The organism is Bifidobacterium pluvialisilvae (genome assembly GCF_019331695.1).
GTDB lineage: Bacteria > Actinomycetota > Actinomycetes > Actinomycetales > Bifidobacteriaceae > Galliscardovia > Galliscardovia pluvialisilvae.
Genome location: NZ_JAHBBI010000008.1, coordinates 1 through 22,755 on the forward strand (window position 1 = coordinate 1; position 22,755 = coordinate 22,755).

General features: G+C 63.9%; 13 protein-coding genes and 2 tRNA genes. 9 read left to right on the forward strand and 6 right to left on the reverse strand.

Going from position 1 to position 22,755, the window contains the following annotated elements; genetic code table 11:
- Nucleotides 1–389: 389 nt before the first annotated feature.
- The 3 genes from KIH77_RS07340 to tgt form a co-directional block, all read right to left on the reverse strand.
- Nucleotides 390–472: transfer RNA gene (locus KIH77_RS07340), tRNA-Leu, on the reverse strand.
- A 418-nt stretch (nucleotides 473–890) separates the two neighbouring features.
- Nucleotides 891–1,637, reverse strand: a complete 747-nt coding sequence (locus KIH77_RS07345) for a nitroreductase family protein (RefSeq protein ID WP_219100529.1) — start codon at nucleotides 1,635–1,637, stop codon at nucleotides 891–893.
- A 362-nt stretch (nucleotides 1,638–1,999) separates the two neighbouring features.
- Complete coding sequence (tgt, locus tag KIH77_RS07350) at nucleotides 2,000–3,331, reverse strand: tRNA guanosine(34) transglycosylase Tgt (RefSeq protein WP_219100531.1); 1,332 nt, start codon at nucleotides 3,329–3,331, stop codon at nucleotides 2,000–2,002.
- A gap of 217 nt (nucleotides 3,332–3,548) precedes the next feature.
- Between tgt and KIH77_RS07355 the strand changes: the two genes are divergently transcribed.
- Both KIH77_RS07355 and KIH77_RS07360 read left to right on the forward strand, forming a co-directional pair.
- Complete coding sequence (locus KIH77_RS07355; RefSeq protein ID WP_219100533.1) at nucleotides 3,549–5,510, forward strand: S1C family serine protease; 1,962 nt, start codon at nucleotides 3,549–3,551, stop codon at nucleotides 5,508–5,510.
- Nucleotides 5,511–6,157: 647 nt separating this feature from the next.
- On the forward strand, nucleotides 6,158–8,602 hold the full coding sequence (locus tag KIH77_RS07360; RefSeq protein WP_219100535.1) for an HAD-IC family P-type ATPase: 2,445 nt from the start codon (nucleotides 6,158–6,160) through the stop codon (nucleotides 8,600–8,602).
- A gap of 434 nt (nucleotides 8,603–9,036) precedes the next feature.
- Here KIH77_RS07360 and KIH77_RS07365 read toward each other — a convergent pair whose 3' ends face one another.
- Both KIH77_RS07365 and KIH77_RS07370 read right to left on the reverse strand, forming a co-directional pair.
- Entirely contained in the window at nucleotides 9,037–10,035 is a 999-nt protein-coding gene (locus KIH77_RS07365; protein ID WP_219100537.1) for an asparaginase, read from the reverse strand.
- Between the two features lie 33 nt (nucleotides 10,036–10,068).
- Nucleotides 10,069–11,544, reverse strand: a complete 1,476-nt coding sequence (locus KIH77_RS07370; protein WP_236024550.1) for an amino acid permease — start codon at nucleotides 11,542–11,544, stop codon at nucleotides 10,069–10,071.
- A 233-nt stretch (nucleotides 11,545–11,777) separates the two neighbouring features.
- Here KIH77_RS07370 and KIH77_RS07375 point away from each other — a divergent pair, with 233 nt between their 5' ends.
- From KIH77_RS07375 to KIH77_RS07390, 4 genes are all read left to right on the forward strand, one after another.
- Nucleotides 11,778–13,226, forward strand: coding sequence for an FAD-dependent oxidoreductase (locus tag KIH77_RS07375; protein WP_219100539.1), 1,449 nt, complete (start codon nucleotides 11,778–11,780; stop codon nucleotides 13,224–13,226).
- 218 nt (nucleotides 13,227–13,444) lie between these two features.
- Nucleotides 13,445–14,467 carry a LysR family transcriptional regulator gene (locus tag KIH77_RS07380; RefSeq protein WP_219100541.1) on the forward strand — a complete coding sequence of 341 codons (1,023 nt, stop codon included), beginning with the start codon at nucleotides 13,445–13,447 and terminating at the stop codon, nucleotides 14,465–14,467.
- Nucleotides 14,468–14,678: 211 nt separating this feature from the next.
- Nucleotides 14,679–15,608: a zinc metalloprotease HtpX gene (gene htpX / locus KIH77_RS07385; RefSeq protein WP_219100543.1), complete on the forward strand. Its 930-nt coding sequence runs from the start codon at nucleotides 14,679–14,681 to the stop codon at nucleotides 15,606–15,608.
- A gap of 161 nt (nucleotides 15,609–15,769) precedes the next feature.
- Nucleotides 15,770–15,843: transfer RNA gene (locus KIH77_RS07390), tRNA-Gly, on the forward strand.
- A 695-nt stretch (nucleotides 15,844–16,538) separates the two neighbouring features.
- Here the strand turns inward: KIH77_RS07390 and KIH77_RS07395 are convergent.
- Nucleotides 16,539–17,978, reverse strand: a complete 1,440-nt coding sequence (locus KIH77_RS07395; protein WP_219100545.1) for an MFS transporter — start codon at nucleotides 17,976–17,978, stop codon at nucleotides 16,539–16,541.
- A gap of 468 nt (nucleotides 17,979–18,446) precedes the next feature.
- Between KIH77_RS07395 and KIH77_RS07400 the strand changes: the two genes are divergently transcribed.
- From KIH77_RS07400 to KIH77_RS07410, 3 genes are all read left to right on the forward strand, one after another.
- Nucleotides 18,447–19,322, forward strand: a complete 876-nt coding sequence (locus tag KIH77_RS07400) for a cutinase family protein (protein ID WP_219100547.1) — start codon at nucleotides 18,447–18,449, stop codon at nucleotides 19,320–19,322.
- Between the two features lie 238 nt (nucleotides 19,323–19,560).
- Nucleotides 19,561–20,268, forward strand: a complete 708-nt coding sequence (locus KIH77_RS07405; protein ID WP_219100549.1) for a hypothetical protein — start codon at nucleotides 19,561–19,563, stop codon at nucleotides 20,266–20,268.
- A gap of 21 nt (nucleotides 20,269–20,289) precedes the next feature.
- Entirely contained in the window at nucleotides 20,290–22,695 is a 2,406-nt protein-coding gene (locus KIH77_RS07410; RefSeq protein WP_219100551.1) for a PASTA domain-containing protein, read from the forward strand.
- The last annotated feature ends 60 nt before the right edge of the window (nucleotides 22,696–22,755 follow it).

Here is a 22,755-nt window from a genome sequence, read left to right on the forward strand (position 1 = left end):
GCCACCGGCGTCGACGCCTACGAAAGCGGGTTCGGCATCAGAACCGGCTGGGCCGGACGCTCACACTAACCTACCAACACGCCAACAACACGCGCGAATAAGACCCACGTTTTGACCCTTAGCCCGCGATTCCAGTCTAGAACGGGGGTGATGCGCGACGAGGGGCGGTTGTGCCGAATTCGTCGTCTCGACATGATGCCGTAACCTGGCGGGAAGGGATGCCGGGTGTTGTTGGGTGGTTGTCGGAAGGCGGGCGGGCGGCTGACGCGGTTGTCAGGTTGTTGGCGAGCAGCTGGCGTGGTTGTCGGGCGATTGCCGGTGTGTCTTCCCGGCATACGAGAAAACCCCGGACCGTTAGGATTCCAACGATTCGGGGTTTTCGTCAATCGTGCGAGCGGGGGGAGTTGAACCCCCACGAGCATACACTCACTGCCACCTGAAGACAGCGCGTCTACCATTCCGCCACGCTCGCAGACAAGTGATTAATATAGCACTGCGTTTTTCGATATGCCAAATTGGGTGTGTTGCCGGCGTGTCGTGGGTGGGAGATTCTTCGACTTGCTGCGCTCGCTTGGGATGACGGCGGGGAGGCGTGGTTGTTCGCCAAATCGGACGCAAGTTCGGTTGTTCGTCGAATCCACCGCCAAACGGCCCGTGTGACCGTTCACGCGCGGTGAAATCGGCGAACAACCGACAAAACGGTGGATTCGGCGAACAACGGGGAGGAGGCCGAGGAGGATTGGCCGGGAATGTGCCCGTTGGAGCCCTCCATGGCTAGTGCTGGGGCAGAGTTAGTGCCGGGGGCAAAGCCAGTACCGGGAGCGACTCCTTGGTGTGCTGGATGGTCGGAGGCTGTAGACCATGGGCCGCTGCCCGTAGGTCTGAGCGGCTCAGCGCACCGAATGGCCGGAGGCGACCTCGAAATGATACTTCGCACATCCGAGACCGACGTGGGCGAACAGGCCCTCGGTCGCCGCGGCGCTTACCGAACCATCCTCATGCAGTGTGAAAAGGAACGGCTGCTGGCTCAACGACGTGGGCGCCAGCATGGCCGCATCCATGCCGCGACGGAACCATTCGGGCATCTCCGTGCCTTCGGGAAGGGTGCAGAGCTCCTCGATGGGCTTGCTGCGGTGCTTGCCACCCGGACGTGCGCCGTGGCCGAACGCCAGCACCCATACGATTTTCTCGTCGGGACCGAGCTTCCACCAGGCGTCGGGTGCCGCATCGGCGTTGTCGAGCACCGACCACGAGGTCTGCAGGCCCGACTGCACGATTTTCAGCGCCAGACGCTCGCCGTAATAGCCGACCTTCTCCTGCAGGGTAATCTCGCCGGGGTCCGTGGCCGCCTCGTCGGCGGTTCCCTCCTTGACCCAGCCGGCGGTCGCGCCCTCGGCCGGCGGTACGGGCGCACCGATGAGTGCGATTGCGTTGTGCACGCCCTTGAAGCGGCCGTAATGCGTCTTCAATCCCAGGAACGCGTCGTCCAGGTCGTGGGTCATCTGGATATGCAGACCGCTTTCGGCGTTGCATGCGTCGATCTCGGATTGCAGCGCGGCCAATGCGTCGGCGTCGACCGGTTCGTCGGTGTACATGCGGATGGCGTGACGCGCCTCCATCGCTTCAAGCAGGTCCATGAGTTCTCCTTCTGTTCCCCAAAACCATACGGGTGACGAAATACGTGACGGTTACGTATGCTGGCTCCCATCGTAGGCGGTGCCGGGGAGCGCGAGGCGTTGGTGCGGAAAGTTGCGCGGGGCGGCATCTTTCGGCTGGCTCCCGTTGGGGAGGGGCGGCGGGATGGAAGCCTGTTTTTGTCATCCTGAGTGACGTGTTCCCCGCTGTCATCCTGAGCGGAGCCGCTTGCGGCGTAGTCGAAGGATCTTGGGATTGGCTGGGGTGCGAAATCCTTCGACTACGGGCTGCGCCCTTCGCTCAGGATGACAGGGACGAGGCTGCGCCCCTCGCTCAGGATGACGGTGAATACGGCTGTTGGCCGCTAGCCGCGGGAGCCGTTGGCGTAGAAGCGGGCCAGCGTCTCGCGCTTGAACTCGTCGAAATACCCGCCGTCGATTGATGCGCGGATGTCGTCGAGCAGCTTCACGAAGAACCGTTCGTTGTGGATCGTCGCCAGCGTGCAGCCGCTCATCTCGCGTGCCTTGAGCAGATGATGCAGATATGCGCGCGAATAATGCGTGCATGTGTAGCAGTCGCAGCCTTCCTCGAGCGGCCGGAAGTCGCGTTTCAACGCCGTGCGCAATACGTTCCAGCGTCCGTCGCGCGTGTAGATCGCGCCGTTGCGGGCCGTGCGCGCGGGCGCCACGCAGTCGAACGTGTCGCCGCCGTTCTCCACGCCGGCGAAGATGTCGTCCACCGCGGCGATGCCCAACACGTGACGTGGGCGCAGTTCCGGCATCTCGTCGCAGATCCATGCGCAGATGTTGCCGAGGATGTTCTTCTCAATTGCGCCGCCGATGCCGACGCCGTCGAAGTCAAGCGAGGCGATCTGCCGTGCGGCGTGACGGCGCAGGTCCTCGTAGTTCGCACCCTGCACGACGCCGAACAGCGCCTGGTACGGCTTGCCGAGCCGCGCGGCCGTGAGCCGCTTGTGCTCGGCGACGCAACGCTTGGCCCAACGATACGTGCGTTCGACGGACTCCTCCTGATACGACCGTGTGTTCATCAGCGTGGTCAGTTCGTCGAACGAGAACATGATGTCGGCGCCGATCTTGTGTTGGATGCCCATCGAAATCTCGGCGGAGAACCGGTGGATATCGCCATTAAGGGGGGATTTAAACGTGACGCCGTCCTCGTCGACGAACGCGAGGCGCTCCTTGCCCTTGGCGATGATGTCGTCGGATTTGAGCCCGGTGACGTCCATGGCCAGCGTCTTCTTGAATCCGACGCCAAGCGACATGACCTGGAAGCCGCCGGAATCGGTGAACGTGGGTCCATGCCAGTTCATGAATTTTCCAAGGCCGCCGGCCTCGTCGATGATGTCCTCGCCGGGACGTTCGAACAGGTGGAAGGCGTTGGCGAGCGTGCACTGCGCGCCGAGGTCAACGAGTTGTTCGGGCAGCATGGCCTTCATCGTGGCCTGCGTGGCGACCGGTACGAACGCGGGGGTTTTGATATCGCCATGGGGGGTATGGATGATGCCACTGCGCCCGTGGCGGAAGCCGCCGCGGCCAAGGCCGTCGGCGGTGGGGTCGAGGCGGCGCGTGATCTCGAATCCGAATGCGCCGCGGTCGCCGGGCCTGCCGGGCGCCGCGCCGCGCGGATGCTCCACGAGGTCGATGGTGGTGTTGGTGGGGTCTGTCACGTCAGTCATACGTATAACTCTAAGCGATGGGCTGCTGCACGGTGTCGCGTCGACGGTCTTGCGGCTTTGCGAAGTGTTTGAGAAAGTCGGAAGAGGATTCGACAATATCTTTCAACGAACATTCAGGAAACTTCCAGAGGCTGAGTCTTAACTCATAGATAGTTCAAACGAGCACGTCATACATGGTAAGCGGTTCGAGCTCCATGTAACCAACTAAGGAGTGACAATGGCTGAAAACAACAATGTTCCCCAGTGGGGGCAGCAGCCGGGCGAAGAGCCGCGGCGGCGGAACGACGGGGAGCAGACTTCGCAGAATCCGGATACGTCGGCGGCGAACGAGGGCGCGGCGCCGCAGCAGCCGCAGCAGTACGGCATCGCTCCGAACCAGACCGCGCCGAACGCCGCATTGTACGACCCGGTGGTGGCGCAGGCGGAGCGGAACGCCGGCGAGAACGCGGAGGCGCAGACCCCCGCTGCGGCACCCGTCTCCGAGCAGGAAACCGAATCCATCACGCCAGTGGCCCAGGCCAACGAGCAGCCCACCGAGACGCTGCCGGTTCCCAACGAACAGCCGACGCAGACGCTGCCGTTCCCGAACGCCCAGCAGTCCCAGCCCCAGCCCACACAGCCCATCACCCCGCAGCAGCCCACTCCGGCCGCGCCTCAGGTCCCGCAATACGGCGCCTACGGCCAGCCGCAGCAGCCGGCCCCGCAGCAGTCGCCGTACCGTCCCGCTCCGCAGTTCGGCGCATACGGTCCCGTGCCCCCGCAGGTGCAGCAGGAGCAGAACGCCCAGAACGCGAACAACGGCGGCAATGGCAACGGCGAACCCCCGCAGGGCGGCTCCCCGTTCAACCCGTTCCACAACCCCGACCAGCCGAACGGCAACCCCAACGACCTCAACGTGCAGGGCGCCTCCGCCCCACGCCGTGGCGTCTCCCCGGTGCTCACCGCCGTGGTCGCGGCCATCGTGGCCGTGGCGGTCAGCCTCGGTCTCGGCTTCGCCGCCCTCACCGGCGGCTGGGTCTCCCTGCCCACGTCGTCGTCCATGACGTCGCTGAGCTCCGGCTCCGGCAGCGGCAGCGCCAAGGCCGAATCCGGCCAGGCCGTCGACTGGACGTCCGTCGCCAAGAAGGTTTCCGGCTCCGTCGTCGCCATCCAGACGCAGATCCAGTCCGGCGGGCAGACCGGCACCGCCAAGGGATCGGGCGCCATCATCTCCAAGGACGGCGACATTGTGACCAACAACCACGTCGTCTCCGGCGCTACGCAGATTCAGGTCACGCTCTCCGACGGCTCGCTCTACACGGCCAAGCTCGTCGGCACCGACGTCACCACCGATCTGGCGGTCATCAGGCTGCAGAACCCGCCGAGCGACCTCACCGTCGCCGAATTCGCCGACTCCGACGAACTCGCCGTCGGCGAGAACGTCATGGCCATCGGCAACCCGCTCGGCTACGAGAACACCGCCACCACGGGCATCGTCTCCGCGCTGAACCGCCCCGTCACCGTGATGGACGACGAGAACAACGAGATCGTCACCAACGCCGTGCAGCTCGATGCCGCCATCAACCCCGGCAACTCCGGTGGCCCGACGTTCAACGGCGCCGGCCAGATCATCGGCATCAACTCCTCCATCGCCACGTCGTCGTCCAGCTCCAGCTCGTCGTCGTCCAGCGGCTCGATCGGCATTGGCTTCGCCATCCCCTCCAACCTCGTCAAGCGCGTGACCAACGAGATCATCAAGAACGGCAAGGTCAAGCACGTGGCGCTCGGCGTCACCGTCAAGACCGACACCGCCGAGGCCGACGGCGTCACCCGCGCCGGCAGCGCCGTGCAGAGTGTCGTCTCCGGAGGCCCCGCCGCCAAGGCCGGTGTGCAGAAGGGCGACGTGATCGTCGGATACAACGGCAAGACCGTCGGCTCCAACGCCTCGCTGCTTGGATACGTCCGCGCGACGGCCCTCGGCGACACCGTCAAGCTCACCGTCGTCCGCAACGGCAAGACCGTCGAGCTCAACGTGACCATGGACAAGGAGGAAAGCGCCGTCAACGGCTCCAACCGCTCCGAATCCAGCAACAACAACAGTCAGAACAACAACGGCAACTCCGACAACGGAAATTCCGACAACAACGGCAACTCCGACAACGGCGGAAGCAGCAACGATCCGTTCAACTTCGGATGGTGATGTGATTTCGCCGGAATCCCTCCGGTAACATCCCAAACGGGCCGTGACATCATCGCAGCAGGTGATGTCACGGCCCGTTGTGGTTGTACGAGGAGCGATTCGTCTGCAAACTGCAAGTTCTGGGGCGATGAATTGGCGCGCCCACAGCTATCTGCGACTTCTGGGGTGACATTTTCACGAAAACGAAGTAGAGCCGTTGCAATTTCAACGCCGATACCTGCAATACCGTGATATCGAACACCAGAAGTTCGAGATAGGTATCCGGCATGGCAGGCAATCGCCCCAGAAGCCGCCGTTTGCTGAGCAATGAGCCGAGGTGCCGGCTCAATGGTGGTCGGCGGCGTGTCCGTCGGGCGGCCGCTGGTATGGTGTGTACCGAAATAACTGAATACCGAATCTTTACGCCGTGTATCACGACGATGGCCGGGGCCCGCCCACGGCCGGACGTCGGGGTGGGTTAACAAGGCGTTATTATTGCAGCGCCGACAGCGCGCAGTCACGTCCCTACCCGATTCGATGCTCATCGACATTATCGATAACAGTATCGGTGCACGGCATATCGCGGAATTCCCGCGCATACGCCCCCGGCTGGGTGTGGGTGCGACACTGACGTCGGCCCCCTACACAACCAGCGTAAGGAGCATCTGATGAGCACAGCCATCGGAAAACCTAGGCCCAACATCGTCGTCCGCGCCGTGCGAGCGTGCGGTCGCATCTGCCGGCAGGTGCCGTTGTTGCCGATAACCATATTGTCCGCATTCGCCGTGGCCGGACTCTGGGATTACCGACCGTGGGAACGTCCGTTCTGGACGGTGGACCCGAGCATAGGCCAGTGGGTCATCATCGTATTGGTGACCTACACCGTCATCGACACGTTGCGTGGCATGATCGACGACATCCGGCACGGTCACGTGGGCGTGGACGTGCTGGCCGTCGTGGCGATCCTCTCGACGGTGGCCGTGCAGGAGTACTGGGCCAGCTGGGCCGTGGTACTGATGATCAGCTCCGGCGAGGCCATCGAGGAATACGCGCAGTCCAAGGCCGAAGGAAGCCTGACCGCGCTCATGGAGGCGGCGCCGCGGATCGCGCACGTGGTGGATCTGCCGGGCGTCGGCGTTCGGCACGACGGTGAGACGACGGGAGCGGAAGATGCCGAGGCTTCCGCTGCCGTGTCGGCTCCTGCTCCGGCGTCCGCCCCGGCGTCGCATCTGCGGACGGTACCGATAGACCAGGTACGGCGCGGCGACGTGCTCCAGGTGCTTCCCGGCGAGACCGTGCCCGTCGACGGCGAACTGCTCAGCGGTTCCGCCACACTCGACCTTTCGAACATCAACGGCGAACCGATGCCGCGCGAAGTGTTCGCCGGGGCCCGCGTGATGTCGGGAGCGGTCAACGGCGCCACCATGCTCACCATGCGCGCCACCGAGCTGTCGCGCGACTCGCAATACCAACGCATCCTCGAACTCGTGCGGTCGGCGCAGAACTCGCGCGCCACGGTGGTGAAGACCGCCGACCTGCTGGCAGTGCCGTTCACCGTGGTCTCGTTCATCATCGCGTGCGCCGCATGGATCATCTCCGGCATACCCACGAGATTCGCGCAGGTGCTCGTGCTCGCCACGCCATGCCCGCTGCTCATCGCCGCCCCCGTGGCCTACATGGCCGGCACCGGACGGCTCGCCAAGGCCGGCATCCTCATCAAGGCGCAGGAGGTTCTGGAGAACCTCGGCCGCGTCTCGCACATCTTCTTCGACAAGACCGGCACGCTGACCGTCAAGAAGCCGCAGGTCGTGCGCGTGGACAAGCCGGTCGGCGTGGTGACCGTGCCGTCGTCGGCCTCACAGCCGCAATCCCCTGCCGCGGCACTCAACGAGGACCATATCCTCATGTTCGCCGGCGTGGTGGAGAGTTATTCGGTGCACATCCTTGCCAAAGGCATCGCCAAGGCCGGAGTCGCCGCCGTGGAACGCCTGCATGCGCGGTACGGTGCCGGCCAGCGCGATTGCCCCGAGAACGGCCGTCCTGGTCATGGGCGGACGTATCCGGTCGTCAGGCACATCGAGGAGGACGCCGGCAACGGCGTAAGGGGCGAAGTCAACGGCCACGTCGTGCGCGTGGGCCGGTTCGGTTTTGTGACCGCCGGCATGCGCGGCATGGGCGCGATCGCAGCCCAGTTCGCCGTGCTGCCCGGGGCGAAGACGGCGGACGTGAAGGCGGGCGACGGAAGCGGATTCCGCTCGGTGGCGGCGTCCGGCGGCATCTCGCACCCGGTCACCACCGTGGATGCCGACGGCGGCGATGGCTTCCGTAGAACGGTCCGTGCCACGGCACCCGTCGATGTCACGCGCGCGCGTGCTGCCGCGGCTCGTGCGCGACGCCATGCCATGCGCGACGCACTCTTCCCCTCCGACCACTTCGCCGACCTCGCGCCCGACGAGATGGCCACCTACGTGGCCGTCGACGGCCGTCTCGTCGCACGCATCGTCCTCAAGGACGTGCCGCGAGCCAACACCAAGATATCGTTGGAACGACTGCGCTCGCTGGGTATCGGCCGTCTTTCCATGCTCACCGGGGACAAGGCCGCATCGGCGGATGTCATCGCCGCTGAAGTCGGCATCGACGACGTCAGGTCCGAACTGTTCCCCGAAGGCAAGGTCGCGGCCGTCCGCGAGGCCGCCGCGGAGCAGCCGCGCGTCCAACCGTGGTGGGACCGCGCATTGCAGCGGTTCGTCGGCGAATCCACCACGAAATCCGTGACCATGATGGTCGGCGACGGCGTGAACGACGCGCCCGTACTGGCCGTCGCCGACATCGGCATGGCCATCACCGACGGCACCAGCACGGCCGCGTCGCAGTCCGCGCAGGTGGTCATCATGAACGACGACATCGCCGCCGTGCCGAACGCCATCACCATCGCACGACGCACCAAGCGCGTGATGATGCAGGCGGTGCTGCTCGGCCTCGGACTGGCGTTGGCAGGCATGATGGCGGCCGCGTTCAACCTGATTCCCGTGGTCGTCGGCGCGTTCATGCAGGAGGCCATCGACGTGGTCAGCATCCTCTGGGCGCTGACGGCGCTCATCGACCGGGAGTGACGGCTCTGCTGAGCAGATGCCTATGCATGTTTCGCGATACACCCAAGGCCGTTCGGCCGCCGTTCCGACGTCTGCTCGCAAAGCGTAGCAAACGTCTCCACTAGCCTACGATCGCGAAACATGCATAGTGCCCGTTGCGAATCAGCGACGAACAGGAACCGCAGGACATGGCGGGTTCCTGTTCGTTGTGGTGTGGATAACGGATGGGAACCGGAGAAGTGCTGCGATTCCCATCCGTTGCGAGGTGTGCGACATAAAGGAGCCGGAGAGCTGTCACGGTTCCCATCGGTTGTGAGTTGGCGACGAAAGGGAACCGAGGGAGGCGTTGCGGTTCCCTTTCGTCGGGAATCGGCGACGGATGGGAACCGCGGCCGCAAGCTGGAACCTGCCGCTGGAACCCGGGAATCCGGGAACCGGGGAACCGGCCGCCGCCGTTACGCCGCCGTGATCTCGCCGGCGATGGGCTTCGGAATCCACGCGGCGAGGTCACTTCCGCGCAGTCCCTGCGACAGCAGGAACACGATCTTGGCGTACGCGGCCTCGAGCGTCATGTCGCCGGTGCCGATCGCGCCTGCGCGGGCGATGGCGTCGCCGGCCTCGTAATGGCCGAGCAGCACGGTCGCCTGCTGGCACTGCGACGCCACCACCACGGGAATCCCCTCGTCGAGCAGCCGCGCGAACACGTCGGTCAGGCCCGGCTCGTCGGCCGGCACGTTGCCCACGCCATACGCGCGCACCAGCACGGCCTCGGGCCGCGGCGTGAACATGGCCTCCAGCCGGGCCGCCGTGATGCCCGGCGCCATGTCGATGACCGCCACGTCATGCCGCGTATACGGCTTCGGGTCGGCCCAACCGCAGCCGTCGGCCGAATACGGTTCCCAATGCCACGGCGCGCCCGTCTGCGCGAGCAGGCCGACCGACGGCGCCGCGAATCCCTCGAACGCCCACGACGACACCTTGCTCACCCGGTTGCCCGCGATGAGATGGTGCCCGAAGAACAGCGAGACGCCATGCGCGCGGCCGCTCAACACGGCGTTCAACGCGCCGGTCACGTTGGCCGTCGCATCGGTCTCGACCATGCCGAGCGGATACTGCGAGCCGGTGAACACGACGGGCTTGCCGAAATCCGTCAGCGCGTACGAGACGGCGGCCGACGAATAGCTCATCGTATCGGTGCCGTGCAGGATGATGAACGCGTCGGCGTCGTCATGATGCGAACGCAGGTCGTCGACGATGGCCTGCCAGTTCTCCGGCGTGGCGCACGACGAGTCGATGAGCGGATCGAGCTCGGTGAACGAGACCTGGTCGGCCGCGATCTGCGTGCCGTCGACCAAGCCGTACAGCCAGCCGCGCATGTCGGCGCCGGGGACGAGCCCATGCGGCGAATCGACCATGCCGATCGTGCCGCCGGTATACGTGATATGAATGCGCATCGTACGATTCCTTACGTGAGTCAGTTACGTCGGTCAGTTCTCGTCGGTGTCGAGCATCTCGTCCATGAGATTGCCGTCGATGCGGCCGCGCACGTAATACCATCCGATGACCATCGCGATGATGACGACCACGAACAGCGCGAGCGTCCAACGGCCGGACACGCTCGTCAGATTGGAGATCACGACGATGGCGAAGAACAGCAGCGAAACGTAGTTCGTGTACGGCGCGCCGGGCATGCGGTATTCGGGACGCGTCTCCTCGCCGGCCTTGACCTTCTTGAGGAACGCCAGATGGGTGACGAGAATGGCGGCCCACGTGCCGGCGATGCCGATGCCGGCCAGGTTCATGATGATCTCGAACGCATCGGCCGGCAGCACGGCGTTGAGGACCACGCCGATCAGGCCGAGGGCCGACGTGATGATGATGCCGCCGTACGGAATATGGTGCTTGTTCATGCGCGCGGCGAACTTCGGTCCCGAACCGGCCACGGCCATCGAACGCAGCGTACGGCCCGTGGCGTACAGGCCGGCGTTCAGCGACGAGAGGGCGGCGGTGAGCACGACCACCTGGATGACGTCGCCGGCGTGCGGGATGCCGATGCCGGAGAAGAACGTGACGAACGGCGACTCGTTCGACGAGTACGCGGTGTACGGCAGCACGAGCGCCATGAGGATGACGGAGCCGACGTAGAACACGAAGATGCGGATGATCATCGAGTTGATGGCCTTCGGCAGGACCTGCTTGGCCTCCTTGGCCTCGCCGGCCGCGACGCCGACCATCTCGGTGCCGCCGAACGCGAAGACGACGCCCAGCGTGAGGGCGAACACGGGGGCGATGCCCATCGGGAAGAAGCCGCCGTGTTCGGTGATGTTGGCTATGCCGGCGTGCGTGTCGGCGACCGGGGCGCCCGTGACGATGGCCCAGATGGCGATGACCATGAACGCGATGATGGTGAACACCTTGATGGCGGCGAACCAGAACTCGGCCTCGCCGAACATCTTCACGCTCATCATGTTGAGGACGAACACCAGCGCCAGCGCGGCGAGGGCGAGCACCCACTGGGGGATCACCTCGAACGCCTTCCAATAGTGGAAGTACACGGCGACGGCGGTGATGTCGGCCATCACCGTGGTGGACCAGTCGAGGAAGAACATCCAGCCGGTCACGTAGGCGCCCTTCTCGCCGAGGAACTCGCGGGCGTAGGAGACGAACGCGCCGGAGGACGGGCGGCGGATGGCGAGCTCGCCGAGCGCGCGCACCATGAGGAACGCGAAGACGCCGCAGATCGCGTAGGCGATCGTCAGGCCGGCGCCGCCCTGCGACAGGCGGCCGCCGGCGCCGAGGAACAGGCCGGTGCCGATCGAACCGCCGATGGCGATCATCTGGATGTGACGGGGCTTGAGGTCCTTCGCGTAGCCGGCGTCGCTCTTGTCGTGCGTGACGACGCGGCCGTTGGCGTCGTCGGGCGCCTTGGACGCGGACGTCGCCTCTTCCTTCTTCTCAGTCATGACATGTCCTTTTATATATGTCGGTATATGTCCATGCGATATCTGATATCGATATCCGTCGATTGTCGATATCGACATCGTCGTGCACGGCGGCTATGCGCCGGGCGTGCAATCGGTGAACATGATATGACCACGAATGGTCAACGTGGTTAATGAGGGCTGGTCTGCGACGAATGTCATTTCCTCGTGAATCCCTCTGTTCCGTAGGCGGCAAATGCGTTACGCTGTAATGCGTGACTGATACTAACGAACTTCGTATTGCCGTGATCGGATCCGGTCCGGCCGGCGTATATTCCTCCGACATCCTGCTCAAGCAGCTCGCCAAGCGCAGCGAGGAGCTGGGACTGCCCGCCACCGCGCGCATCGACCTGTTCGAGAAGCTGCCCGTGCCGTTCGGCCTGGTCCGCTACGGCGTGGCCCCCGACCATCCGTCCATCAAGTTCATCGCCGGCGCGCTGGAGAAGACGCTCGACAACCCGAACATCCACCTGTACTGCGACGTGGAGTTCGGCAAGGACGTGACGCTCGACGAACTGCTCGAACGCTACGACGCCGTGCTGTTCGCCACCGGCGCCGTGAAGGACAAGCCGCTCGGCCTGCCCGGCTCCGACCTCGACGGCGTGTACGGCGCCGCCAAGTTCGTGGAATGGTACGACGGCTATCCGACCGGCGCCCGCACGTGGCCGCTGGAGGCCGAGAACGTGGCTGTGATCGGTGGTGGCAACGTGGCCATGGACGTGGCGCGCGAGCTCATGCGCAACGCCGACGACCTCAAGGCCAAGACCGACATCCCCGACAACGTGTACGAGGGCATCAAGGGCAACAAGGCGCGCGTGCTGCACCTGTTCATCCGCCGCGGCGTGGCCCAGGCCAAGTTCTCGGTGCAGGAGCTGCGCGAGATGGAGAAGCTGCCCGGCGTGCAGCTCATCATCAACGAGGACGACTTCGACCTCGACGACGAGACCATCGAGGTGGCCGGCAAGGACAAGCTCGCCCGCCAGATGGTCGAGGAGCTGTTCACCATCCGCGAGATGGCCGAGGACATGGAAGACGACGGCGACGTGGATTACGAGGGCAACCCCGCCGACCGCAAGTACTACATCCACTTCAACTCCGCGCCCACCGAGGTGCTTGGCAAGGACGGCAAGGTGACGGGCATCCGCGTGGAGGTGACCGAGACCGGCGCCGACGGCAAGATGCATCGCACCGGCGAATTCGTGGACTACCCGGTCGAGGCCGTGTACCACGCCATCGGCTACAAGCCGGCCGAGGCGCCGGGCATCGCCTACGACGAGAAGGGCGCGCATCTGGCCAACGCCAACGGCGACGGGCGCATCACGACCGAGGCCGACGGGGGCGAGGTGCGTCCGCGCCTGTACGCCACCGGTTGGGCCAAGCGTGGTCCGGTCGGCCTGATCGGTTCGACCAAGTCCGACGCGCTGATGATCGTGAACCACATGCTCGAGGACTTCGCCGCAGCCCCGGAGCACGGCCTGTTCGCCAAGGACCGCAACCCCGGGTCGATCGACGAGCTGCTCGCCGGCAAGGGTATCAAGCCTATCGACTTCGCCGGATGGAAGCGCATCGACAAGTTCGAGCGCGCCGAGGGCGCGAAGGAGGGCCGCGAACACAAGAAGGTCATCGAGCCCGAGCAGATGCGTGAGCTCGCCGCCGGCGAGTGAGACGCTGATGGGCGCGTTGCGGCGTGACCGGGCGCGGGCGCGTGTGACTGGGCGCGGGTTTTTGTGACCGGGCGCGGGCGCACCCGGTCACGGGGCTGTACAAACGTTGCGATTGCAAGGTTTGCGTAGCGGCGTGACCGGGTGCACGTGCACCGTGTCACGTCCGCGCGCCCGGTCACGCACCCGCCGTCGTGACGCCGGCGGCTACACTGGAAACCATGGCTGAACTCAATCCGCAGATGCTGGTGACCCTATGGCAGATCGAACGCTGTGGTTCGTTCTCCGCCGCCGCCAAGACGCTTGGCTGGAGTCAGCCGGCCATCAGCCAGCAAATCAAGAAGCTTGAATCCCAATGCGGCATGCAGCTCGTCACCCGCACCGCGCGCGGCGTCGAGCTCACGCCGGCCGGCGCCATGCTCGCCCGGCACGGCGGCGCCATGGCCGACGAACTCGTCCAGGCCCAACGCCAGCTCGAGGACTATCGCCGCGGCAGCTTCGCGCACCTGCGCATCGTCGCGCCGCCATCCATCTGCTCGACCATCGTGGCGAAGACGGTGGTCCGCCTGAGCATCGCCAACGAAAAGGCCATGCGCGCCGACGGATCCGCCGCCGACGGCGAACCGGGGGCGGCCGCGAACGGCGACCACGCCACGCGACGTCTCGAAATCAGCCTCGCGCAGATGGAGCCGCCGGAAGCCGTGGAACAGGTGACCAGCGGCGAGGCCGACGCCGCCGTCATCTTCCGCTACGACACGCTCCCGCATTTCCTCCGCATCGACGACTCCCTGCGATTCGAGCCACTCGGTGCCGATCCGTTGCGGCTTCTGGTCCGCCGATCCAGCGCCATCGGCAAGGCGTACGAGCAGAACCATGAACCGGTCGATCTCACCGCCGCGTGCGATGAGGCATGGATCGCCGGCTGCGCCACCTGCCGCGCGAACCTGTTCAAGCTCGCCGCCCGCGCCGGCTTCCAGCCCGACATCCGCCACTCCACCGATGATTACTGGGCCACGCAGAACCTCGTCGAAATGGGCATGGGCGTCTCCATCGTGCCCACGCTCGACACCAAGATCCACGTGCAGGACGATCTCGTGGCCTGCACCCTGCGCGACGTCGACGCCAATCGCCAGATCGGCATCCTCACCCGCGTCAACGACACCCGCGAACCGTTGCGTCACCTGCGTGACGAGCTCGCCGAGACCGCACGACACTATCTCCGGCCGTTTTCGGCCGGCGAATGAACGCAAATGTCGAGTTGTGGGTGTTCGGTTTGCGGCATCGGCGCTGCCGCGTACCCAAACCGTTGATTTTTCAACAGCGGACCGGCAATCTCTAAAAAACAAACACCCACAACTCGCGTTTTCGTTGTGAACGTCGGCGTTTCGCACGTATGCGCAGCGTTAACAACGAATATTCAGCAAATATCCAGTCTCCATAGTTACGTTTGGTCTCATGGACCGAGAAATACGCGTGCGTGGTCACTTCAACGGGCTGAAGACCACACTGTTGTTTGCGCTCATGTGGGCGATCATCATGCTCATATGGTGGCTCACCGGCGGCAGCCGGGGAACGCTCGGCATCTACATCTGCATCGGTCTGGGCACCACGTTCATCTCGTACTGGTTCTCCGACAAACTCGCCATCGCGTCGATGGGCGCGCGCCAGGTCTCCGAGCAGGAGGCGCCCGCGCTGTACCGCATCGTCCGCGAACTCTCCGCCCGCGCCGGCAAGCCCATGCCGCGCATCTACATCGCGCCCACGATGTCGCCCAACGCCTTCGCCACAGGACGCAACGAACGCCATGCGGCCGTCTGCTGTACGCAAGGCATCCTCCAGCTGCTCAACGAGCGTGAAATCCGCGGCGTCCTCGGCCATGAGCTCATGCACGTCTACAATCACGACATCCTCACCGGCGCCATCGCCTCGGCCATGTCCACCGTCATCACCTACCTCGGCTATTCGCTCATGTACTTCGGCGGCGGCAGCAGCGATGACGAGGACAACCGCGGCGGCGGCCTCATCGGCGTCTTGGTCAGCATGATTCTCGCCCCGATCGGTGCCTCGCTCATCCAGATGGCCATCAGCCGCACCCGCGAATTCGACGCCGACGAGGACGGCAGCCGGCTCACCGGCGACCCCGAGGCGCTCGCCTCCGCGCTCAGCAAAATCGAATCCGGCATCCCGATGGCGCCGATGCGGCAGACCGCCGGCACGCAAAGCGTCTCCGCGTTGATGATCGCCAACCCGTTCTCCGCCCGCGGGTTCAGCCGTCTGTTCTCCACGCATCCGCCGACCGAGGAGCGCATCCAACGACTCATGCAGATGAGCTACGAACTGCGGCAGGCCGGTGCCGTGCCCGGCCAGCGCATTTCGATGCGGTAGCGCCGTCCGCTGCTGGTGCCGCTGTCGCTGTTGGTGTTGGTGTCGGACGGCGATGCCGGTGCCGTCGGTGCCGGCGCATCGTCGATACCACTGTTCGTCGCCGATGGCGTTTCCCCACGGCAATGTGCTAGACTGATATTTCGTGCAAAATGCACGATTCTGCGGACGTAGTTCATCGGTAGAATGAAAGCTTCCCAAGCTTTAGAGGCGGGTTCGACTCCCGTCGTCCGCTCCATCCGGGACCGTTGGAATTCCAACGGTCCTTTTGGTTTTTCGGGGATGTTCGCGGTCTTTTGGAACCATTATGGAACATTGCCGAACGTATTGGAATCGCGTCAGGATTCGCTTGACGGCTGCGTTGAGTATCGGATACACGTCGCCGTTTCCGAAGAGAAGTGCGTTCTCGGTGGGCCGTGTCTTCTGTTTCGATCGGCCTGCCGTAATGGATTGCGTTGCACATCGCGGGGAATGCGTCGTAATCCATCGTTAAACGGCGTTTGCCCATGGATTACGACGTTTTTAACCGAAAATGCAGCGTAGTCCATCATCGTGGGAGTTGTCGCGATATGAAAACCGCATGATTCCAAGGGTCTTGTGGAAGCGTTGCCGATATTGCGATGGACCGGACCGCGAATTCGGATTTTTGCAGCGTAATCCATCAAGAGAACGACGATTTCCGTGGATTGCGCGGCATATGGGGCGGAATTGCGGGGTAATCCATCGCGACGATGTCACGAGCGCCATGAGCCCGGCGGATGAACGGCCGGCGGAATCGAAGTGGAATCGAAGCGAAATACGAAACGGCTGGTGAATCGTGCGATATCGATTCACCAGCCGTTTCGCGAGTATGTAATTTCGGTGCGGCGATCCAGAGGTCGATGACCGCCGAATCGCCGCACCGGAGAGTGAAGGCCTTATTGGCGGAGGTCCTTACTTGTCGCCGGTCTTGGCGTCGGCCTCGTCGAGGAGCTTCTGGAACTCGGCGTCGGGGGCCGGGGCTCCGTTGACCTTCCATTCGGCCAGGTCGCTCATGATCTTCGGGAAGATCTTGTCGATGCGGTACATGGCCATGAGCACGATGCAGACCACGAAGAAGATGATCGGCAGCCACACGTAGATCATGTCGATGGCACCCATGGCGCCGGCGGACTGCACGGCCTTGGCGCCGTCGTAGCCGCCCGCGGCGAGCACCCAGCCGACCATGGCGGTTCCGATGCCCAGGCCGATCTTCTGGCCGAGCGAGCCGCCGGAGTAGAGCAGACCCTCAACGCGGATCTTGGTCTTCCAGTAGCCGTACTCGATGGTGTCGGGGAAGAACGCCCAGATGGAGCCGAGGATCGGGCCGTACACGATGCCCTTCACGACCTGGGTGAACACGATGAAGCTGTAGCTTTCCTTGGCGAACAGCGGCAGGAGGTAGGCGATGATCGAGACGACCAGGCAGAAGATGACGACCTTGGTCTTGCCGAACTTCGGGAACAGCTTGGTGCAGGCGAGGATGCCGACCATGGCGGGCAGCAGGTAGGCGAGGGTGAGCACGCCGACCGCGTCGGGCTGGTGCAGGTAGTACTTGGCGTAGTAGACGAGCGAGCCCTGGGTGAGGGAGTAGGCGACGTGGAAGAACGCGAGGAAGCCGAAGGCCATGAACCAGTACTTGTTCTTCAGCCAGGCCTTGACTTCGACCTTGAACGGGTACTGGCTCTTCTTCTTGGTGCCCTTGGCGATCTTCACACGCTCCTTCTGCGTGCCGAACACGACCCAGAACAGGAGGCAGGCGATGACGGAGAGCACGGCGTAGGCGAGCACCCAGCCCATCTGGCCGCCGCCGAAGGCGTTGACCAGCGGCATGGTGGCGTTGGTGATGATGAGGATGCCGCACTGGGCGAGGAACATACGGGAGAGGTTGAGCTTCTCGCGCTGGCCCTGATCCTGCGTGACCAGCGAGTTCAGCGTGCCATACGGGATGGCCATCGACGAGAACGCGATCATGAGGAGGTTGTAGGAGATGAAGATGTAGATGATCTTCACGGTGTCGGAGGCGTTCTGCGGCACGGCGAACAGCGTGACGGTGAGGATGCCGAACGGGATGGCGCCGAACAGCAGCCACGGACGGGCCTTGCCCCAGCGGGAGTGGGTCTTGTCGACGAGTGTGCCGACGCAGACGTCGATGATGCCGTCGAACGAACGCGAGATCAGCATCAGCGTGCCGACCGCGGCGGCGGAGATGCCGACGATGTCGGTGTAGAAGTAGACCACGAACATGCCCAGTGAGCCGAACGTGAAGTTGATGGCCATATCGCCGAAGCCGTAGGCGACATAGTCTTTGAGTCCCAGTTTCTCCTTGAAGCTGGTGGTAATGGCGCTGCTCATTACTTCCTCTTTCCCGTAAAATGAAATCGCTTTCACATAAAGGCCGACACATCATGGCACACAACAGAACAACGGAATTCCTTGCGTGCGCAACCCTTGTGTGAACGCTAACGCAAGCAATCATGATAGAGAGATGAGAAAACGGTGTCAATACCGAAAGATAACAAAAATCCGATGTGATGGAGTCGCGAAACCCGGTGGCATGCGGGCGGACGGCGTCTGATATGAAGACGACAAATGCCTTGTAATTGTTGGGGTTGAAGGGATTCGACGCCAGGCGGGGGACGTTACGTTGTGTGGTGATTACGCAATGATGCGTTGATAACAACGACGAAAACCGTTACGGTTTCGCAATCGTTGTTATCGGATTGTTGCCGTTTGGTGAGGGGCTGATCGGCTGCGTGCGGCCTGCGTGGGACGGAAGGTGTTGGGGTGATATAAATGGGGAACGCGAAAAAGGAGTGTGCGATGGGAAGGAATCCGCGGATCGTGCGTGCGCTGCACAACATGATGGTGATGTTCGCCGCCATCGCGATTCTGGTGGCGATGACGACGTTGGGGGCGTGCGGTTCGGCGGGCGTCGATGGGAGCGGGTCCGCGTCGGCGTCCACGGGTGCGTCGGCGTCCGGCGGCGGTGCCGCGTCGGACGCGTCCGGCTCCTCGCCAAGCAGCTCGTCGTCGGCCTCCCCGACGTCGTCGCATCGCGATTGGGGTAGGTCGGGGTGTTCCGGTCAGGATGTGCGCGTGGTCATGGCGCGCGGCACGAACGAGAACGCGAACGACGGCCTGCTCAATCCCGTCGCCAAGCAGATCGCGGCCGCGTTCGCCGGCCGGGTGCAGGTCACGTCGTTGGATTATCCGGCCACGTTCGATGTGGACAGCGTGGACGCCGGCGTTGGACGGCTGGTGGCGATGCTCAATGGGCAGGCGCAGCAGTGCCCGCGGCAGAGGACCGTGCTGCTCGGGTTCTCGCAGGGTGCGGTCGTGGTCGGCGACGCGATGTCCGCGCCGAAGCGGCGGCTGGACGTCAGCGGCAATCAGGACGTACTCACCGGTGCGGCCGGGCGTAATATCGTGGCCGCGGTGATGTACGGCGACCCGCGGTTCAACGGCAAGGCGGCGTACAATCGCGGCACGTTCGACAAGGCGACGAACGGGTCGCTTTCGCCGCGCGACCCGGACGCATTGAAGGCGTACGAAAGCCGGATCGTGGATTTTTGCGCCGGCGACGACCTGGTGTGTCAGACCAGCGGCGAGCAGGAAGGGCATCGCAGCTACTTCTCCGACGGTTCGCAGGGCGAAGGCGCCGACTTTGCAATCGCCAAGCTGAAAGCCGCGCTCTGATGCCGGCCTGAACGGACGCCGACCTGAACGAAAAGGGTCGTATTTCGCGGCTGGAGAAATACCTGACGAATATATGCCAAAATGATTGACCGGGGGTTGTCGGAGAGTAAAACCCCCAATAGTCATGGGTTCGCAGCGTGCCGCGCTTCATCGGGTTGCTGGGGGTGAACATGGGCTAAACGTCCGATGAACATCGAAAATATAACAATTCCTGACAAATGGGGGTAAATTCTTTCTGGTGGGGGTACATTCTCTACAACGGATTGTTATCGATGGAAAAACGGACGTCAATTGGCGGCGGCCGACGGGAATGACCTCGCCGGCGGTAATGCGTGAAGGGGACGAAATGGCTTCAATGCCGGAATTAAGCGATGGGAAGGCCGTATACCTGAGATCGTTGCGTGCGGTCAAGAAAGTGTCGAGCAACCGTATCCGCTATACCGAGGAATTCAAGAACCGATGCATGGAACGGTATTTCCATGGCGAATCCCCCGCCGTGATCTTCCGGGAGGCTGGACTGGACTCCTCGATCATCGGATACAAGCGAATCGAACGATGCATAGCACGGTGGAAGAAGGAAGGATACGGCCTATCTCCGGACGACGCCGAAGCCGATGATGGCGATGCCGATGGGGGAGGGGCGGGATTCGCCGCCTCCACCGGGCACGGGACCGGCGGTGCGGAGGCAGGAAGCCGGCGTTCGTCCGGTCGAGCCCGCAAGGCGAAGTCGTCCCACGCTGAGGACATCTCCAAGCCGGGTGTGGGCGATGACGCGGATGACACGGTTCGGAATGAGGATGCGTTTGACGCATTGATTGCGCGGCAGGTGCAGCGCATCGACGAAATCGAGCAGGAGCTGCGGCATCTGCGGGCCACGTTCCATGAGCTTGAAACGCGCTCCGGAGAGGATGACGGCATCGACGGCCGGCCCAACCCCTCTGATTGACGCGGTACATCCGGGGGAATTATGCTGGGAGGCAACGGCGGAGGAGAGGGGCTGGGCATGTTCTGCGACAACTGCGGCGCGAAGATCAACGAGGGGGAGCGGTTCTGCGGGCAATGCGGCCAGCCGGTGCCGGCCGAGGGAACATCGTTCCCCGGAGCTGACGGCGCGGCAGGTGCCGCGTCCCCGACGCCGGTGCCGTCCGGCCCGTTGTCGGTGCCGCTTCCCGTCGGCGTCCCGTCCGACGTGCCAGCCGCAACCTCGTCTGCGACCTCGTCCGTGGCCGCAACGGCTGCCGTCCCGGTCAACCGCCGTCGCAGACTCATCGTCGTGGTCGCGGCGGTCGTCGCGGCCGTTGTGGTACTCGTATCCGGTCTGTTCATCACGCATAGCGCCGGCATGTGGGGCGACCGCACCCTGCCGGCGGCCAACGAACTGCAATCTGCCTCCAAAGGCGAGAAACTCACGGCGAACATCGTCGCCGACAAACTCAAAAGCCGCGGCATCACTACGAAAATCAACAAAATCTACTCCGGCCGTGATGTCGGCGCATTCACCGGATACGACGGCGTGAAGGCCGGCGACACCATCCGACCCGGCCAGACCGTCACCATCAACGAATCGATGGGGCCGGGCGTTCCCAAAGGCACGACCGGACGCAAGGCCGCCGACATCGTCACCCTGCTCAAATCCATGAACGTGCCCGTCACGTTCCGGCGGATGCCGGTCACGGACACGACGAAATACCCTGAAGGCACGGTTCTTGCCACGTCGCCGGCCGACGGCGCGCCGGTGGCGAGCAAGACCGACGGCATCCAGGTCGGCGTGGCCGCAAAGGCCGGCGACGACGTCAGCGTCGGATACGACATGGTCGGCATGGACAAGGACCAGGCCAAGAAAAAGCTGGAATCCGAAGGCTACGTCGTCTTCCTGCAGCCCGTGTTCTCGTCGAAGCAATATCTCGGCAAGGTCGTCGACTCGAGTCCTGCCCCCGGTATGTCACGCATCGCCGGGGCCACGGTCACGCTGGACTACGGCGTCGACGCCAGCAAAAAGAACGAAGTACTCGGCGACACCCTCTCCGACGACAGACGGACGGCGATGACCAACACCCTCGCGTTGGCCGGCAAATACTGCACCGACGGCGGCGATTGCGTGACGTTGAAGCCCGACGCCACCGACAGCAAGCCGTACACGCTGCGGCTCGCCGACCAGCCGGCGTCCGGCGGATACAGCAATTCCAGCGGCGGCTTCTATTCCAAGGTCTGGGATGGTCTGTCACTGTGCGCATACTCGCAGGACTCGTCGGGATGCGTACCCAACCCCGGCGGTGCATCCGACTACATGAAGGACTTCCTCATCGAAGGCGACACCGGCGCCATGGAGCTGTTCGCCGGGTTCGGCCTGCCCCGCTGTGGAAGCAACGCATTCGTCGGCGATGGTCCCGTGACCTGCCGCGACGGGCAGATCGAGACCATCTCGGGGAGCGGCTCCGTCGATCTGAGCGAACTGAAATACGAGCCCCGGGAATTCTTCGTCGTCATGCCGGTGGGTGCCGATCTGGACGCGTTGAAAAAGCAAGGATACTTTGGCCAATCGTCCAGCTACCAGCCCGACTCCAGCCGCGTGTATCTGATTCGTCGGGATAATTCCCGGTATTCGTCGATGGCGGCGTACGACGGCATGACCGCGAACACCAATCCGTTCGTGCCGGGGCCGGACATGGCGAAGTTCCAGGAGGCGCCCAATGCGAAGAACGTGTACTACCTCGTCGACGGCGCGTTCGCGAACGTGAATTGGGATTCGTTGCAGACCATGAGCGTGGCGCCGAGCAAGACTGCCGCGTCCGGTGGGGATGCGTCGGACGGGGGCGCGTCCGGTGGAGATGCGAAGTCCGGTGGGGCGGCGTCGAAATCGGCCGGCGGTGATTCCGCGGATGCTGCGTCGAAGCAGGCGTTCGCCACGTTGGCCGGAAACTACACGTTTGCAGCCAGCGGCGACGGCAGCGTCATGGACTACATGACCGTGAAATCCGACGGATCATTCAGCGGGTTCCAAAGCACCGCCAACGCCAACAGGCCGGATTTGTCCAACGCGACCGCGCCGCGCATCCACGTCGGGTTCAGCGGCAGATTCGAATCGGCGACCAAGAACGCCGACGGATCGTATACGTTGCAGTGCAAGGCCGATTCGTTCACCACGGAAGGTGACCGGTCGAAACTCGGCTTCCAGCATTGCGACAAGTTCGGCGCGTACCCGGCCGGGTCGGCGATAAGCGTGCTCGGCAGTCAAGGCGAGAACTACAGGCTGATTCACGGGTATGCGGATTCGGATCCGCTGAAATACTGGACGATCGTCAATCAGAACGGCGGCGAGAATGACTACGGCGTCTACGAGCGCGATCCCGAAGCGTGGGGATACCGGCGGTAGCTGCTGTGCGTGACAGGGCGCAGGGTGCGTGACGAGGCGCGGGGTGAGTGGGTGACGGAT